The organism is Burkholderia sp. 4M9327F10 (assembly GCF_005503145.1).
Taxonomy (GTDB): domain Bacteria; phylum Pseudomonadota; class Gammaproteobacteria; order Burkholderiales; family Burkholderiaceae; genus Paraburkholderia.
In genome coordinates, this window is record NZ_SCNV01000002.1 from 15,637 (window position 1) to 32,284 (window position 16,648).

A 16,648-nucleotide genomic window follows, 5' to 3' on the forward strand; every position below is an offset into this window, starting at 1 on the left:
TCGCCACGAACAAGGGTTTCCCCCGTAGTTGGTTTCCTGTCGTGCGGTTAAGTTTATGCAACACGTGGAGCAAGAGTGAAGCATTTTGTAAGGAATGCTAAAGGTTTTCGTGTGCTTGAACAGCAGGCCTAGGTGTCGGAAGTATGGTTTGAGCATCAAATCGAGATACCTGCCTAGCAAGATTAAAAACGCTGCGCAATTCGATAAAAAAACAATTAGTAGTCCGATACTAATAGCAAGCTCCAATCCAATTTGGCTGCGCTTCGAGCGCGGCAGCAGAGGTGCGCGGCGACGCGTGGGAGCTTTTGAAGGAATACGGCGGAGTGACGCCGTCCATCGAGTGGAGAGGTCCAAAAGGCCTCTCTTCGCACAACAGCGTAAAGCCTTACTGACAAGTGTGAGGGGAATAATGAAACAAAGGGCATTAGCAATCGCCATCAGAAGAATAATCTGGGCGGAACTGGCACTCTCAGCTGCAATCGCCGTTCCGGCGTTCGCGCAAAGCCAGCCGGCCACAACGGAGGCCACACCGGCAACACCTGCCGCGACGGCACCAGGTGACGCAACAGGCGCAACACCGGGCACGGCCGACGCGCAGAACGGCACACCGGGCACCACGGGCACGACCGGCACCAACGGCAAAGTGCAGCAGTTGCAGAGGTTCGAGGTGACCGGCTCGCTGATCCGCAGTTCGGACAAGGTCGGCTACAACCAGGTGCAAACGGTTTCGCAGAAACAGATTCAGGATAGCGGCTCAACGACGGTCTCCGACTTCCTGCGCTCGACGTCTGCCAACTCGGCCGACAGCTGGAGCGAAGGCCAGTCCGGGAACTTTGCAGCGGGCGCCGCTGGTATTGCCCTGCGTGGCCTCAGCGAGAAATACACACTCGTGCTGGTCGACGGGCAGCGCGTCGCGCCGTTCGCATTCTTTTCCAACAGCGTCGACTCGTTCTTCGACCTGAACACACTTCCGCTGAACGACATCGACCGGATCGAAATCGTCAAGACCGGTGCCGTTTCGCAATACGGCTCGGACGCTGTTGCCGGCGTGGTCAACATCATCACGAAGCACGATTTTCAGGGCCTGCAACTCGATGGCGGCCTGGGCAGCTCGATCGCCAACGGCGCGGGCAATGGCACATACAAGTTTGGCGTGCTCGGCGGCTTCGGCGATCTGAACTCCGATCGCTTCAACGTCACCATAGCGGCGAGCGCCTACAAGGACAACGGTTCGACGCTGGCCGACCGCGATTCGACGGCTAACCAGGACTTCACCGGTCAGCCGGGCGGTTTGTCGTTGCTCGCGCCGTCGTACTGGAATCTGGCCAATGGCGTGCAGGCATTGAACAACTGCGCGTTCGGCGGTTCGGTGCGTCCGGCAGCCACCAACTCGCTGACTGCTGGCTCCGCGGGTACGGTCTGCAGCTACAACACGGCGGACAGCATGTCCATCGCGCCGATGACCGAGCGTCTCAACGCGAAGATTCACGCGGACTTCAAGATCAACGACACCACGACGGCGTACGCGGACTTTCTGGAAAGCAACAACACGACCACCCAGAACAACGGCTTGTGGGGCAACGTTATAGGCAATCCGCAGGCAGAAGCGCTGGTCTGGAATCCGCAGACGCAGTTGCTCACGCCGTTCAACACGACGGTGCCGGTGACCAATCCGTACAACACGACTGGAGCGGCGACTCCCCTCACCTATGCGTTCCCGAACGCGGTAGCGGAAAAGACATATGCCAACTATTACCGTGCGTCGACTGGCCTGAAGGGGTCGTTCACGCTGCCGTACGGTGACAGTGACTGGGACTGGGCAACCTCGGTCAGTCACTCGCAAAGCACGGTGTCGAATACGTACACCAACCAGTTGAACGTGAACCAGCTCACCAACATCTACCAGAACGGCGCGCTCAACTTCGCGAATCCGTCAGCTACGCCGGGCGCGTTCAACGGTCTATACCAGGACGCGAACAATCTGGGTATCTCGAAGCTAGACACGGTTGACGCGACGATTTCGACGCCAAACCTGTTCCATCTGCCGGCGGGTGATGTGGGTATCGGGTTCGGTGCGCAGTTTACGCACCAAAGCGAAGACCTGACTCCGGGTTACGAGTTCTCGCAGGGTGTTGTGGTCAGCCCTAATCTTCAGACGGTGGACGGCCAGCGTAACGTGGCCGCCGTGTACTACCAGATCGACGTTCCAATCATCCGCAACCTGACGTTCAGCCAGTCGGGCCGTTATGACCACTACAGCGATGTAGGCGGTGCGTTCTCACCACGCTTCGCCCTGCGCTATCAGCCCGTGCAAGCGCTGACGATGTACACGTCGTACAGCCGCGGGTTCCGTGCGCCGACCTTCGTTGAGGACAGCAAGTCGCAAACGCTGGGTCTCCAGGTTGATCAGCAGACCGGCGCGAACTATACGTCGATTACGGAGGGCAACCCGAATCTGTCGCCCGAGCGTACGAAAAACCTCAACATCGGCTTCGAACTGTCGCCAACGCGTACGACCGACATTGGACTCGACTGGTACAAGATTCGCATCGACAACGTGATTGGCCAAGGGCCTGCTTCGCAGTCTGTCTACGACTCGTCGGGCAACCTGCTGTACAAGGTGATCCCGTACGTGAACCTGGGCTACCTCGACACGAACGGTTTCGAAGGCACGTTCCGTCAGTCGTTGCCGACAAAGGTTGCGGGTACGTTCACCATCTCGGGTGACTGGGCTTACGTGAATAGCTTCAAGCTCGGCTCACCAGGCGCGTCCCCGGTAAACGGCGCAGGCAACAATTTCACCATCTCGCAACCGTTCGGCGGCAGTTTCCCTCGATGGAAGGGCAACACCACCTTGGACTGGGCTTACCACAAGTGGGATGCAGCGTTGACGTGGCAGTTCACGGGCCCGTACGCGCAGAATCTCTTGCCGGCGCCCGCTCCGGGTAAAGTCGGCTCGTACAGCCAGTTCAACCTGATGGTAACGTACACCGGCTTCAAGCACTGGACCCTCTACGGCGGCGTCGACAACATCTTCAACCGCACGCCTCCGTACGATCCGATCTTTGCAAACGGCACGCTGGATCAGACTGGCTACGACACCTCGATCTATAACTACGTGGGCGTGTTCGCCCAGATCGGCGCGACGTATAAATTCTAAAGACGTATCAGAGTCAGTCGTATTCGAGTTCCTCTCAGGCCGCTCCGGCTCCCCTTTTCAGCCACCGGAGCGGCCATTTTTCATGGCAGAACAGAATAACGAAGCGGCCTCCCCGTGCCCGTGCCACGCATCGAATCGTGCTTCCTTATCAGCAGGACACCTGATCTCTTCTGAAGTTACCCCCCATTGCTGTTCAGATTTCGTCCGCGAATTCGTCGAGCGGCCGGCCAAACTCAATGCGCTTCGATCAGCGTGCGCAGCGCGGCATCGCGAATCTCCATCACCTCGAAGATGCCCAAGGCCCGCAACGCCGGCAAGGCATCGACGATATCGCGCTCGGCGGCCGCTCGGGTTTGCACGCCGGCGCTGCCGTCACACCAGACGCGTGCGTTGAAAAGGAACGCGCCGACCGTGCCTTTGCGCACGGTGACGCCATTGAGGTCGGCCTGATTCACGTGGTCCGGCAATAGCTCTTCTGCTCTCATCGTTGCTCTCCTTGACGAGTGGGTGTAAATCGCGAAATGGCTGGCCGGTTGCCCGGCAGGTTGCGTCGCTCAGGCCAGCCTGTGTCGAGATCCCACTGTAGCTGGACGGCCCCGGCGCGTCTCCGGTATAAAGGTCATTCGATACGTTGATCCGGCCATGTCCAATCATTTGATTTCCCCGAGCCGAGCGCAGTCCTCAAGCGGCGCTTTTCTTATCGCCGTCGCACAGAACGGTATGGAGACGCGCGTCACGGCCTCGCACCATCACGCTCGCGGTCAATTGCTGGGGGCGATGCGCGGCCTGCTGTCGGTTGGCGTCGACAAGCAGCAATGGGTCGTGCCGGCCATCCACGCGGTATGGATTCCGCCGCATCGCGAACATTCGCTTCGCTCGCATGGCGCCTACTCCGGCTGGAGCGTCTATATCGAAGAGACGGCCTGCGCGCTGCTCCCCGCCGAGCCCTGTACGATCCGCACATCGGCGTTGCTGCGTGAAGCGGTGAAACGTGCCGCCAGTTGGCACGACGCTGTCCTCGACGAAGCGCAAATGCGCATAGCCGGGGTCATCGTCGATGAGATCCGCGGCTTGCCGCGCGAGCGCCTTGGCTTGCCGATGCCGGAAGATCCACGCTTGCAGCGTATTGCCGAAGCGCTCAGCCGCGACCTCGCGGACAACCGCCGGCTCGAAGAGTGGGCAGCATGGGCGGCCGTTGCGCCGCGTACGCTGACCCGCCGCTTTGTCGACGAAACGGGCTTCAGTTTTGCCGAGTGGCGCCAGCAGGCGCGTCTGCTGCGCGCGCTCGAGATGCTTGCCGCTGACCTGCCGGTTACGACTGTCGCGCTCGAACTCGGCTATGACAACGTAAGTGCCTTTATCGCCATGTTCAAGCGCGCCATGGGCACGACACCAAGCCGCTATTTTCAGTCATACGAATCGACTGGCGCGCCTGCGCGAGGCGTGTCGGCCGGCCCCGGCGACGCCGCCGCATAGCGTTCATCGCTGCGGCAAGCATCGAGCTGGTTCGTCACACTGCCAAAGGCATGCCGATAGGCGCCGGAACCTTTGCCGTAGTGGCGCGCGAGCTCGGCGAGGTCGAGCAAGGCCGCGTAGTGCAATCCGCATGGCGGCGACGCTGAATCCAGGGCAAGCGGGCGCGGCGCCTGTTGCACATGCGGCGGGAGTTCGTCCGTGAGCGGCGCTTTCGTGAGCGGCACCGCCGTGAACGGCACCTCTGAAGGCGGCGCCTCCGTAAGCGGCACCGGCAGCGCGAATGCGTTCGCCTCGCCACCGGCTGTGGCCGTAATCGCGACCACCGCCGAGAGTGCCGCCATCAGCAGCGCAATCCCGCAGCGTTTGCGTAACGAGCGGCTACGCGAGGTGGGCTCTGGCGAGCGCGTCGCCAGCGAGCCCGCTTGCAAGTCGAGGTGCAGGTCTTCGTTCATGCCCAGTGCGCCGGAATCCAGACCGCCCCGACCCAATGGCCCGGCACCCACACCACCGGACGCGGCGGAGGCGGTGCGACGTAGACCACGCGCGGCGCTACATACACCACCGGTGCCGGAGGTGGCGGCGGGACATAGACAACGGGCGGCGGCGGCACATAGACAGCCGGCGGCGGCGGCACATAGGCAACCGGCGGCGGCACGACTACCGCAGCAGTCGCAGGCGTGCGGACCACGACCGCGGCGCCGCCCGTTGTGACGGTGCCGGTTGTGACGGTGCCACCGGCGACCACCGTGCCGCTACCCGTGACGGTCGTGCCGTGCACGCCGGTCACGCTGCTGGTCGTCGTCACCACGCCCGGCGCGACCCGTGTCGCAGAGCCCGAGTGATTCACGGTACCGCCGTCGGCGCCGCTCACCGTGCCTGAGCGATAGCAGGAATTGCCCGCGCAACTGGTTGAAGCCGAGTGGTTGACCGTATTACCGTTCGCGCCCGTGACCGAGCCGGATGACGAATACTGGCCGGGTGCATCACGCGTCACGCTGCCTGACGTGGTCGCGGTCTTGCCGTCGGGCCCGGTCAGCGTGCCGGTGTGGGCGCAGGTGCCGCCTGCGCAGCTGGTATCGCCGGAGTGCTGGACCGAATTGCCATAGCGTCCGGTCGCGGTACCCGAATTCGAAAACTGCCCCGGCGCCGTGCGCGTCACGGTGCCCGTGTTGGTGGCGAGCCCGCCCCACGGACCCACCACGCCGCCCGCGTGCGAACAGCTTCCCCCGCCGCAGGAGCCTGCATGCGCGCCGTTGTAGACCCCGCGCGACGTGTAGGCGGTGCCGCGCGAGGTCCAGGCGGAGGCCGGCGCGCTGGCCAGCACCAACGCGGCAGCCGTCGCAGCAAGCGCGAGCTTTTGCACGGTGAGGCGGGCGCATGTGGCGTCCACTAAAGAGGCCAGCGAAGCGCCGGCAGCAGGAAGAGAGAATGATGGGAAATTCACGGCAAGTCCTTCACGGTTCGGGCCACATTGAGCGCTTCGGCGTGGCGACGAACGGAATATAGAAGGACCGGTGAACCTGAGCTATCGAGAAGATATGTCGCGCCGTTTCACCGTCCGGGGGGCCGCTGGAACGCCCGCCAGGCGGGCTTCAGCGGGCGCGGCCGAAACGCCGTGACATGGCGTGACATAAGTTCCTGCAAGCGCTTCACGCAGGTGCCTGCCGCAGCGAGGCCCGCTACGCTGCACCCTGGCGGCATGAAAGGTATGATGCGTGAACGCGGCAAGAACCGGATTCAACCACGGAGTAAACGACATGGCTTTGCACAAGACAATATGCGTAGCAGTGGCACTTGCAGCATGTATCGACGCCCACGCCCAGGTCGCCGGCGCCCAGCCTCTGAGCGTCACGGTCGAGCAATCCCAGGCGCTTCTGCAGGGCTGGAGCGTCAAGAAGAGCGTGCTCGGCAAGACGGTCTATAACGACCAGAACGAAAAAGTCGGCACGGTGCGCGATCTGATCGTCGCGCCAGACGGCTCGGTCTCCGCCGCCATCCTCTCGGCAGGCGGCTTCCTCGGTGTCGCCACGCATGACGTCGCGGTGCCGATCGAGGCGCTCGACGTGCGCAGCGGCAACCTGTATCTGCCGGGCGCCACCAAAGACGCGCTCAAGGCCACGCCGGCGTTCCAGTACGCCAAGGTGCAGTCGCCGCCCAAGCCCAAGAAGACCGACGCGCAATAACGGCACGGTAGAGGCCCCGGTAGCAGGGTCGCCGGATCTTTAACGCACTGCGGCTGCCGCGCGATGGTTGCAACTCACCAGGTTAGCTGCAACCATCGCACGCCATCGCAACGTCGTCGGGCGAGCCATTCAACCGGTTAGCCGAGCAGATCTTCGTAAAACGCGCCGAACGGCCGCGTCGGATGCGCGATCTGTATTTCCAGAATCCACAGGCACGGGTCGGGCCGTTCGTCATAGTCGCCGAGGTTTCCTGCCTTATAGATGGCGTGCGGGAAATCGCTGACGCGATGCCCTTTGATGTCCACGTTCAAACGCCAGCCCAACGCCTCGGCCTGCTGCGACGCATAATCGTAGAGTGCCTTGCCGCCCGCGCCCGTGGCGCGCCAGTGCTGCTCGACCTGCGCAAAAATCACCTTCGCCGCATCGGCGCAGGCTTTCATCTCGGGATCGCCGCCCACCACGAAGGTGGCGCCGGCATCGCCTTCGTGACGGTCCCAGACGACGCCGAGGTCGACGAAATAAATATCGTTGGCTGCCAGTTGCGGGTCGGACTGCGACGGTTGCTTGAAGGTTCTCAGCGTGTTTTCGCCGAAGCGGATCAGGATCGGATGCCAGATCCGGTCCATGCCAGACTCGCGCAGAATCTCTTTGCAAAGCACGTTCGCCTCTGACTCGCGCATGCCAGGACGGATTTTCTGCGCCACTTCATCAACCACCTTCCAGGTCATCGTGCGTGCGTGACGCATTGCTTCGACAGAAAAATTTTCGCCGACTGCCTGCTTCAGATTGCTGTTCAAAGATTACCTCTTTCCGGTTATCTGTCTGCGTATCGCGGTCGCCATGTGACCGTGAAAATGCATGCGCGATGAGCTGAAGGCTTCACCTCGCAGCTTACGTTATATCCGTGGGAATATAACGTGAATGCAGACGGTGGTAAATTGCAGCAACAGTCAAAGGGGAATCAAGGAAGAAAGACCGTCGCGAGCGGACGGCCTCTTTTGTCGTTACTTCGAACTCGCCGGCGTCCACGCGAGTTCGACGAAAACCCGGCACAACGCCTCCATGCCTTTGGCGTCCTCGTCATCAAAGCGTGCAACCAGCGGACTATCGACATCCCACACGCCGATCAATGCGCCGTCGGCGGCAACGAGCGGCACCACGATCTCCGACTGCGATGCCGAATCGCAAGCGATATGGCCCGGAAACTCATGGACATCGCGCACCACCTGGGTGGCACGGGTCTGCGCCGCGGTCCCGCATACACCCTTGCCGAGTGGAATGCGCACACAGGCCGGTTTGCCCTGGAACGGCCCGACCACCAGTTCGACGCCATCGAAGAAATAAAAACCCGCCCAGTTCAGCCCATCCAGCGAATTGAACACCAGCGAGGAAAAATTCGCCGCATTGGCGATGCGGTCCGCTTCGTCCGCCATCAGCGAGCGCGCCTGGGCGATCAGTTCGTCGTATTGAGCCGGTTTGGAAGGTTGCGATGAGGGGGTGGAAGCCTGAAACATGAATGACGCCATCCATAGCGAAAGCCAAGGGAACGAAGCGGCGCTCAGCGTGCTTCGCTGATGACGCCGCCCGTCGTTATGCAAACGCGTATCTTACGCTCCTCGGCTCGGCGGCGCTGGGGGTCGCTAAGGCGCTCGTTCTGCCCCGGACTCCCAGTTCAGACGCCGCTGGCCGCCGGGTCGCAACGACAGCGGCCAGGTCCGTACCGCCAATGAGGTACTCAGACGCTACGCCCTTAGCGTCTTGCCGCGCGGGCGTAGCATCTGGCTGCGCCATGACCGGCTGACCAGGGTACCGAGTATTGCGTATCGTCTCGCCGCCAGGATGCGAACCCCAGTCCTGTACGACACGATTCGATGCGACGACGACTCTGCGATCAAGCTTGTAGCGCTGGTGAATCAGCGTTTGCCGCAGCGCCCCGGCGTCACCAGGGTCCGTCGACATCGATCTTTCGGTTACCTTTGCCCGATGAATTATCTTTCAAAATCTTTCAATGGATGCCCGTGCCACACGGCAATGTCCCTAACGGCACAGGTTATAAGCGCAATATGTTAGTCATGCTTACATTTCAGATTATTACTTATCACATCCGCATGCTTTCAAGCATCGAAGCTTCTGACAACTTTCCTCACGAGCGGTAATGATTAGTAATGGGATATGCGAAACCACGCCCGCCAAGCAGCATACACATCAGGCGTTTTGCATCAGGCAAGTCAATTGCACGTGAATTCGGGAACATCTCTCGAAAATAGTTGACGCAGAGAACGTGCGTGATCTCCGAATACATACTATCCAAATACTCAATAGTACTCATCAAACGCGGCCGTATGCGGCTCGCCGATCGGGATGCCACACAATTTCTCCAGATCCCAGGGTTGCCCCGCATATGCGGAGCATGCGACGCGCTCCTAGTATCCGCAATATCTTGATTTGTTCGTTATACGGACAATATGTTCGATTAACGAACACAACATAGGCACTCGAAGAGTGACTGACACGGGAATCTCCCGCGGGACTTATGTCGCCGTATCCCAGGAATGGCTTTTCTGTGTTTTCGGAGGAGGCGTAAAAATATTTGCACGATGACCGGGTGATGCCCCGCCCCCGTCACGGCGGGCTTACTCGCCCAGCGGATTGATTTTGATCGCCAAGGTAATGGGACGGGTAGATATATGGGTCCAGGCTAAATCAATTACATAGCATTACTAATTATATTGACGTTGTTAGATTACGATAGAAAGGAGACAAGCCATGTCAGTCAAACGGGAATATTTCTTTAGAGCGTGCACGATTATCGCGGGCCTTGCGCTGGTTAGCGCGGCACATGCGCAAAGCAGCGTCACCTTGTACGGCATTGTCGATGGCGGATTGCTCTATACGAGCAAGACACTCGACTCCAGCACCGGACGCAATTCAGGTAGCCAGTTTTCCATGATCGATAGCGGTTCCGCCCCGTCGCAGTTCGGTTTGACTGGTACCGAGGATCTGGGAGGTGGCCTGAAGGTGAAATTCAATCTGCAAAGTGGGATCAGCGTCGCCAATGGTGGTTACAACGACTCGAACGGTAATCTGTTTGGCCGGCAGGCGTGGGTCTCGCTGAATAGCGACAAGTACGGCTCAGTGAAGGCGGGTATGCAGTTTTCGCCATTCTTTACATCCGCGCTCGAGGTGGACGCTCGCGGATGGTCGCAATTTGGCAGTGGTCTGGTCACGTACCTCGACAATGTCGCGGGTACGAGTGTGTTCAATTCGAATGCAGTTTCGTATACGACGCCTGATATCGCGGGGTTGGAGGCTAGCGTGATGCTCGCGCTTGGCGGCGAGGCCGGCAATTTCCAGGCTGGACGACAGTATTCAGCCAGCCTCAAATACAAGAATGGCGGCTTCCTGATCGACGCGTCATTCTATGACGGCAATAGTGGCGGTACGGTAGTCACAACACCTCCAACGACGCTCGCGTTCGTGGGCCGCATGATCGGTGTCAGCTATGCGTTCGGCACAGTTACCGCAAGTGCTTCTCTTGTGAACTATAACGTGGCGGGGTCTTTCAACAGTTATGTTTATAGCGGGGGGCTGGACTATTTCGTCACGCCGACTATCGATCTGAACGGTGGTGTCTATTACACGGTAGATCGCAACAACACTACAAATCATTCGGTGATGGGCGCAATCGGCGCCCAATATTTCCTGTCACACCGTACGGCGCTATATGCGCAGTTGGGTGCTGTGAACAACCATGGAGCAATGGATACGGGATTATCCGTCAGCAACGCGCTTAACGGCGTTCAGGGGACAACCATCGGAGCGGACATTGGCATCCGTCACAGCTTCTAGATGGCACAAGACGAGTCCTCGGTCCAGCGGGCGCTCGTCTGAAAACCACGAGCAAATTCTACATGGGACTCAACAGGAGAAGACATGAGTCAGCATTCATCTGTCAACGTACAGGATTTTATCAACGAACATCCATTTTCCGGATTTCAATGGCTGATCTTCACGCTTTGCCTGGTCATTGTTCTACTGGATGGATTCGATACGGCGGCAATCGGGTTTATCGCGCCATCTCTGGTCACCGAATGGCATATCAGTAAGCCCATGCTTGCGCCTGTACTGAGCGCGGCCCTGTTCGGCCTCGCGTTCGGGGCAATTGTGGCAGGCCCGCTATCTGACCGGATCGGTCGGCGGTCCTTGTTGATCGGGTCAACCATCCTTTTTGGTATCGCTTGCCTTGCTTCGGCGTTTGTCGCCGATATCTCACAGTTGACGATTGCGCGCTTTATCACGGGCATCGGACTAGGAGCCGCGATGCCCAATGCAGTTACGATGACATCGGAGTTTTGCCCAGATACGCGCCGGGCCATGCTGACCAACCTGATGTTTTGCGGTTTTCCCCTCGGCGCTGCCTGCGGCGGCTTTCTTGCCGCGTGGATGATTCCTCAGTTTGGTTGGCATAGCGTACTGTTGCTTGGCGGAATCACGCCGCTCGTGCTCGCCGCAGTGATGCTTTTCAAGCTGCCTGAATCGATCCGGTATATGGTGTCGAAGCCATTCTCTGGCGATGCGATCCGTGCAGTCTTGCGGCGTATTTCGCCGGACGCGAATGCGATGCCGTCGTTCGAGATGAATGCCGCACCCCAGGGCGGCAGCCGCAAAGGCGGCATTCGGGTGGTGCTGTCGCGCCGCTACATCGTGGGATCCTTGATGTTGTGGGTCGCCTACTTCATGGGACTTGTGATCTTTTACGCCGTGATCAACTGGATGCCGATTCTGCTCAAGGATTCTGGCCTGAGCCCACGCGGCGCAACGCTGATTTCCGCGCTATTCCCGCTCGGTGGAATCGGCGCTGTCCTGTCCGGAATCTTCATGGATCGCTTCAGTCCGGATCGCGTCGTCGCGGCATGCTATGCGTTGACGGCAGTAAGCGTGTGCCTGATCGGTCAGGTGATCGGCAATGTGGGGCTGCTGATCGTATTCGTGCTTCTCTCGGGCGTTCTCATGAATACGGCGCAAGTATCGCTACCCTCGCTTGCCGCCGCTTTCTATCCGACTGAAGGGCGAGGCACCGGCGTGGCGTGGATGCTTGGCATTGGCCGCTTTGGCGGCGTGGCCGGCTCGTTTCTGGTCGCGGAGCTTACTCGTGAGCACGCCAGCCTCGCGGGCATTTTTGCAACGTTGGCCATTGGCGGCATCGTGGCGGCCATCGCATTGATGATCAAACACTGGGGGCGTCGAGGCGAAAGCTCATCGCAGAATGGGATACGGGAGTCGGTGATGCATTAAAAAGCCGACGCGCTTTATCACGGCCGCCGCTTTCCGGCTCTTTGGGGAAAATCAGGGCACGAAAGCGTCGGCCAGAGTCCCGACTCCGGTTCGTCAAACGCTCGCCGCGTTCGCACAACGAACAACAAACAACGCACCAAAGAATCGACACGCACCGCCGCAAATCCAAACGGCGGTTTGAAAACATGAATGCGACGACGACGCAGTAACCAGCAACAAAATAACCATCGGCAACGATGGGCGGGATTGTCACGCCAAAGCGAAAAATGCGACACTGCCCCAAACACTGCGGGTCTGTACCTAATTCGCCAACCGGCGTGGTATGAGAATCTTTAACGGCCAAGCGGCATTAGCGTTAGATTCCGGATTACATAGGGGATAACCATGGGTCATACGGCTGTCCATCCATTGGCATTCAAGTTTTAGCCAGCGGCGCCGTTGATCGGAGTATGTGGATTGCCGGTATAAACGAGCAAAGAGAGCCTTGAATCGGCGTCAGCCCTTCCATCTGCTTTTCGTTGCCTTGCCGAACTCCGGGGACAAACCGTGCACCGCCCGCCGAAGCTCTCACATCTCGCGCTGTTCGCTATCTCGTTCGCCTCTTTGCACGCGATATGCCTACTGGTGTTTCGCGCGCAAGCCACGCTCATTACCTATCCGTTCATGTTGCTGGCTCCGGCCCTGGCCTTCGCCGCTTGCTGCTGGCGCGTCGGAGCCGAAGAGCCCGAGTCGCGTTCCCCGTGGATATTGCTGGCCGCCGGGATATTCCTGTGGACCTGCGGCATTTCCCTCAGTGCCTGGGAAGATCTCCTCCAGCACCTCCCGCAGAGCGCCGCGTGGTTCTCCGATTTTTCGTTTTTCCTCTACGGCGTGCCGGTACTGCTCGCCATTTCGTCGGTCTCGGCGAATCAGAACATCCCGTTCTTCGTCTGGATGGATACTGCGCAGGCCCTGCTGACGGGCTTCCTGTTCTACGTCAGCCTGTTTTCGGTGATGCCGTTTGCGGCCACACCGCTCGAACCCATTTCGACCACGACGCTGGTCCTGCTCTATAACGCGGAAAACGTCATCCTTGCCGTGGCGGCCACCTTGCGTCTTCTGGCGCAGCCGCGCGGCCCAGAGCGCCGCTTCTATGCGATCCTGTTCTGCTTCCTCTGGATCTACGCGATCGCCGCCTACGTGTATAACAATTGGGCCGCCACGAACGACGGGCACGCGGCGATCGACGCGCTGATCGACCTGCCGTTCCTGTTCCTCGCCGTGGCAGCCGTGGCGCCACGGGCACTGCGCGAGGAGCCCGAACGGACGCCGCACAAGCAGGCTCTCGCCCTGTTCATCGAAAACGTCAGCCCGATCTTCTATACGGTAGCGCTGCTCGCGCTCAGCATCTCGCTGATGCGCCAGCATTTCTATGCGGGGACGGTGGGCATCTTCACCGCCCTTGTCGTCTACGCGACCCGCTCGACCACGCTGCAGGGCCGCTATATCCGGGTACAACGCGAGTTGCACGAAGCGCACGACCGCCTCGAACAGATGGCGCTCACCGATGCGCTGACCAATACCGCCAATCGCCGCCGCTTCGACGCGGCGCTGGTGCTCGAATGGAATCGCGCGATACGCAATCGCTACCCGCTGGCGCTGCTGCTGATCGATATCGACTACTTCAAGATGCTCAACGACCGCTATGGTCATCCGGCCGGAGACCGCTGTCTCGTCTCGGTTGCGCTTGCCCTGCAATCGGCCTTGCCGCGCAGCGGCGATCTGCTCGCCCGCTACGGCGGCGAGGAGTTCGCGGCCATCCTGCCCGCCACCGACGCGTCCGGCGCACGCATGGTTGCCCGCAGCATGCAGGAAGCCGTGCGTACACTGAAGATCCGCAACGAAACGTCGACAGGACCTTTCGTCACCGTCAGTGTGGGGGTTGCCGTGCTCGAGTCGTCACAGTACGGTGTGAGCGAGCTCATCGAGGCAGCCGATCAGGCGCTATACCGCGCCAAACAGGGTGGCCGCAACCGCATCGAAGCGACCGCGTAGCCCGGCCAGCAGTAACGCACGGGGTGCGCCATATCACGAGAATTCTCGCGCCAAAGGCAATCTTCGTGCGGCACAGGCATCATTTACGCGCGAGATGAGCGCCGGGAGTGCGATAATCGAGGGTTACCATCGTGCATCCAGCACCCAGGAGAACATCTTGAGCAGCATCGACAATCCTTTACATGACCGCGAAGTCGGTGTGGCCGACGCGACCCAGGACACGACCCGCATCGACGACGTGCGGATCGGCGCGGTACGTCCGCTGATTTCGCCCGCCCTGCTGCAAGACGATCTGCCCGTGCCGCCCGAAGTGCAGGCGCTGGTCGAGCGCAGCCGCGCGGAGATCGCCGGCATCCTGCACGGCCGTGACGACCGGCTGGTGGTGGTGGTCGGGCCCTGCTCGATTCACGACCACGACCAGGCGCTCGACTACGCGCGCCGCCTCAAGCACGCCGCCGACGCGCTGCGCGACGACCTGCTGATCGTCATGCGCGTGTACTTCGAAAAGCCGCGCACGACGGTGGGCTGGAAGGGCTATATCAACGACCCGCGGCTCGACGGCAGTTTCCGCATCAACGAAGGCCTGCGCCGGGCGCGCGAGCTGCTGCTGGAGATCAGCGCCCTCGGCTTGCCCACCGGCACCGAATTCCTCGACCTGCTGAGCCCGCAATACATTGCGGACCTTGTGGCGTGGGGTGCGATCGGCGCGCGAACCACCGAAAGCCAGAGCCATCGCCAGCTCGCTTCCGGCCTGAGCTGCCCGATCGGCTTCAAGAACGGCACGGACGGCGGCGTGCAGATCGCCGCGGACGCGATCGTCGCGGCGCGCGCGAGCCACGCCTTCATGGGCATGACGAAAATGGGCATGGCAGCAATCTTCGAAACGCGCGGCAATGACGACGCGCATGTGATCCTGCGCGGCGGCAAGAAAGGCCCGAACTACGATAGCGAGTCGGTAGAGGCCTCCTGCTCCGCGCTGCGCGCGGCGGGTCTGCGCGAACAGGTCATGGTGGACTGCTCGCACGCCAACTCCGGCAAGTCGCACCTGCGCCAGATCGACGTGGCGCAGGATCTCGCGCGGCAGCTCGCGGGAGGCGAGCAGCGCATTATCGGCGTGATGATCGAGAGCAACCTGGAGGAAGGCCGTCAGGACCTGAAGCCAGGCGTGCCGCTGCGCTGCGGCGTGTCGATCACCGATGCGTGCTTGAGCTGGGCCCAGACCGAGCCGGTGCTCGACACGCTGGCCGAAGCGGCACGTGCGCGGCGCGCTCGCTGAGGCGCAAGGCACACGCGACCGGCCCTGACGGGCACCCGCGTCCTCAAAAAGGGCTTGAGTGAAGCGACCGCTTCATGTACCGTGCGCTTCATGGAACGAAAAGACGAACTGATCGCCAGGTCCCTCGATTATTTCCTCGCCCACGGGGTAGCCGATCTGTCGCTGCGCCCGTTGGCCGAGCAGATCGGCAGCAGTTCGCGCCTGTTGATCTATCACTTCGGCAGCAAGGACGAACTGATCACCACCGTGATGGATGAAGCGCGCCGGCGTATCCAGCAATCGCTGGAAGCGATGATGCGCGACGGCGGGAATGCCAACGGAATGATGTCGTTCTGGAAGTGGTCGGTGGATCCGCGAAACAGCCCGTATATCCGGCTGTTCTTCGAAGTGCATATGCTGGCGATGCAGAACCCGGCCGCCTATGCCCGCTATGTAGAGCGCAATGCTTCCAGTTGGCAGACGCTGATTGAGAATGCGCTGCCACCATCGCCGCAGCGTCCCGCCATCGCAACCTTATGCGGCGCCGTCATGGACGGCCTGATGCTGGAATTCCTGGGAAGCGGAGATCTTAGTCGTACTACGCAAGCGCTGGAAATTTTCAGCTCGATGTTGACGCGACAGCTTGCTCCCCGCGGTAAATCCTGAACCCGGGCGCCGCTTCAGGCGAGGCCGTGGCCCGCTTCGCCGCAGGTCTTCAACCAATGCTCGCGGGCGATGGAGCTGATGTGCAAGCCGGCGAGACTGCTATCCAGTTGTGCGCTGTCGACGGGCTGCAAGCCGAGCTTGTCGAGTGTCCGGATGCTGCGCTGGTTCCAGAGCGCGGCTCCGGCCCACACCTCATCGACCATCATGACGGTGAACGCATAACGGATCATGGCTTGTGCCGCCTCCGCCGCGAGGCCCGCGCCCCAATGCGACGAATGCAGCCAGAAGGCCAGATTCCAGCTCGCCGACGTGCCCCGACGCACGAGCGAGACCTGGCCGATGCAACGGGCGCCGCTCTGCAGATCGATTGAAAATACGCAGGCCTTACCTTCTTGCGACATGCTCAGCATCGAGTCGAACCAGGCTTGCAGCTTACCTTGCCGATACAGATCGGGAAGCGGGAGTTCCTGCGGAAACGCCGGTGAACCGATGGCCGCAACCAGCGCATCGTAGTCTTCCGGCGCGGCGGGTCTGAGCAGGCAACGACCGGTGGGAATGAGCACGGGCGCGTTTTCCATT

General features: G+C 60.7%; 14 protein-coding genes and 1 pseudogene. 8 read left to right on the plus strand and 7 right to left on the minus strand.

The features are described from left to right. Positions 1-409: 409 nt before the first annotated feature. On the plus strand, positions 410-3,160 hold the full coding sequence (locus FFS45_RS02475; RefSeq protein ID WP_137953124.1) for a TonB-dependent receptor: 2,751 nt from the start codon (positions 410-412) through the stop codon (positions 3,158-3,160). Positions 3,161-3,393: 233 nt separating this feature from the next. On the opposite strand, the gene FFS45_RS02480 is transcribed toward FFS45_RS02475, so the two are convergent. Then, positions 3,394-3,645 carry a hypothetical protein gene (locus FFS45_RS02480; protein ID WP_137953125.1) on the minus strand — a complete coding sequence of 84 codons (252 nt, stop codon included), beginning with the start codon at positions 3,643-3,645 and terminating at the stop codon, positions 3,394-3,396. Positions 3,646-3,802: 157 nt separating this feature from the next. On the opposite strand from FFS45_RS02480, the gene FFS45_RS02485 reads away from it, so the two are divergent. Further along, positions 3,803-4,636: a helix-turn-helix transcriptional regulator gene (locus FFS45_RS02485; RefSeq protein ID WP_137953126.1), complete on the plus strand. Its 834-nt coding sequence runs from the start codon at positions 3,803-3,805 to the stop codon at positions 4,634-4,636. Here the strand turns inward: FFS45_RS02485 and FFS45_RS02490 are convergent. Both FFS45_RS02490 and FFS45_RS02495 read right to left on the minus strand, forming a co-directional pair. Then, complete coding sequence (locus tag FFS45_RS02490) at positions 4,567-5,088, minus strand: hypothetical protein (protein ID WP_137953127.1); 522 nt, start codon at positions 5,086-5,088, stop codon at positions 4,567-4,569. The genes FFS45_RS02485 and FFS45_RS02490 overlap by 70 nt on opposite strands. Continuing rightward, complete coding sequence (locus tag FFS45_RS02495) at positions 5,085-6,080, minus strand: hypothetical protein (RefSeq protein WP_137953128.1); 996 nt, start codon at positions 6,078-6,080, stop codon at positions 5,085-5,087. Before FFS45_RS02495 ends, FFS45_RS02490 begins: the two co-directional genes overlap by 4 nt. 313 nt (positions 6,081-6,393) lie before the next feature. On the opposite strand from FFS45_RS02495, the gene FFS45_RS02500 reads away from it, so the two are divergent. Continuing rightward, positions 6,394-6,819: a PRC-barrel domain-containing protein gene (locus FFS45_RS02500; protein ID WP_137953129.1), complete on the plus strand. Its 426-nt coding sequence runs from the start codon at positions 6,394-6,396 to the stop codon at positions 6,817-6,819. 137 nt (positions 6,820-6,956) lie between these two features. Here FFS45_RS02500 and FFS45_RS02505 read toward each other — a convergent pair whose 3' ends face one another. From FFS45_RS02505 to FFS45_RS42205, 3 genes and pseudogenes are all read right to left on the minus strand, one after another. After that, a complete protein-coding gene (locus FFS45_RS02505; protein ID WP_137953130.1) occupies positions 6,957-7,616 on the minus strand; it encodes a M24 family metallopeptidase in 660 nt (219 codons plus the stop codon). Between the two features lie 207 nt (positions 7,617-7,823). Beyond that, a complete protein-coding gene (locus FFS45_RS02510; RefSeq protein ID WP_137953131.1) occupies positions 7,824-8,333 on the minus strand; it encodes a GAF domain-containing protein in 510 nt (169 codons plus the stop codon). 307 nt (positions 8,334-8,640) lie between these two features. Further along, positions 8,641-8,757, minus strand: a pseudogene (locus FFS45_RS42205) (ATP-binding protein); the annotation flags it as partial. An 828-nt stretch (positions 8,758-9,585) separates the two neighbouring features. Here FFS45_RS42205 and FFS45_RS02520 point away from each other — a divergent pair. The 5 genes from FFS45_RS02520 (at position 9,586) to FFS45_RS02540 (ending at position 16,069) form a co-directional block, all read left to right on the plus strand. After that, positions 9,586-10,668, plus strand: coding sequence for a porin (locus FFS45_RS02520; protein WP_137953132.1), 1,083 nt, complete (start codon positions 9,586-9,588; stop codon positions 10,666-10,668). Between the two features lie 84 nt (positions 10,669-10,752). Further along, positions 10,753-12,114 carry an MFS transporter gene (locus FFS45_RS02525; protein ID WP_137953133.1) on the plus strand — a complete coding sequence of 454 codons (1,362 nt, stop codon included), beginning with the start codon at positions 10,753-10,755 and terminating at the stop codon, positions 12,112-12,114. Between the two features lie 546 nt (positions 12,115-12,660). Beyond that, on the plus strand, positions 12,661-14,148 hold the full coding sequence (locus FFS45_RS02530; protein ID WP_137953134.1) for a diguanylate cyclase: 1,488 nt from the start codon (positions 12,661-12,663) through the stop codon (positions 14,146-14,148). A gap of 157 nt (positions 14,149-14,305) precedes the next feature. After that, complete coding sequence (locus FFS45_RS02535) at positions 14,306-15,424, plus strand: 3-deoxy-7-phosphoheptulonate synthase (protein ID WP_137953135.1); 1,119 nt, start codon at positions 14,306-14,308, stop codon at positions 15,422-15,424. A gap of 54 nt (positions 15,425-15,478) precedes the next feature. Beyond that, a complete protein-coding gene (locus FFS45_RS02540) occupies positions 15,479-16,069 on the plus strand; it encodes a TetR/AcrR family transcriptional regulator (protein ID WP_137953136.1) in 591 nt (196 codons plus the stop codon). Positions 16,070-16,083: 14 nt separating this feature from the next. On the opposite strand, the gene FFS45_RS02545 is transcribed toward FFS45_RS02540, so the two are convergent. Then, positions 16,084-16,647, minus strand: coding sequence for a GNAT family N-acetyltransferase (locus FFS45_RS02545; protein ID WP_171029549.1), 564 nt, complete (start codon positions 16,645-16,647; stop codon positions 16,084-16,086). Between the last annotated feature and the right edge of the window lies 1 nt (position 16,648).

Excerpts from the sequence above, each read along its gene's own strand:
- FFS45_RS02545 (WP_171029549.1), bottom strand. The coding sequence starts at position 16,647 with ATGGAAAACGCGCCCGTGCTCATTCCCACCGGTCGTTGCCTGCTCAGA.
- FFS45_RS02500 (WP_137953129.1), top strand. The coding sequence starts at position 6,394 with ATGGCTTTGCACAAGACAATATGCGTAGCAGTGGCACTTGCAGCATGT.
- FFS45_RS02480 (WP_137953125.1), bottom strand. The coding sequence starts at position 3,645 with ATGAGAGCAGAAGAGCTATTGCCGGACCACGTGAATCAGGCCGACCTC.
- FFS45_RS02475 (WP_137953124.1), top strand. The coding sequence starts at position 410 with ATGAAACAAAGGGCATTAGCAATCGCCATCAGAAGAATAATCTGGGCG.
- FFS45_RS02485 (WP_137953126.1), top strand. The coding sequence starts at position 3,803 with ATGTCCAATCATTTGATTTCCCCGAGCCGAGCGCAGTCCTCAAGCGGC.
- FFS45_RS02520 (WP_137953132.1), top strand. The coding sequence starts at position 9,586 with ATGTCAGTCAAACGGGAATATTTCTTTAGAGCGTGCACGATTATCGCG.
- FFS45_RS02490 (WP_137953127.1), bottom strand. The coding sequence starts at position 5,088 with ATGAACGAAGACCTGCACCTCGACTTGCAAGCGGGCTCGCTGGCGACG.
- FFS45_RS02510 (WP_137953131.1), bottom strand. The coding sequence starts at position 8,333 with ATGTTTCAGGCTTCCACCCCCTCATCGCAACCTTCCAAACCGGCTCAA.
- FFS45_RS02525 (WP_137953133.1), top strand. The coding sequence starts at position 10,753 with ATGAGTCAGCATTCATCTGTCAACGTACAGGATTTTATCAACGAACAT.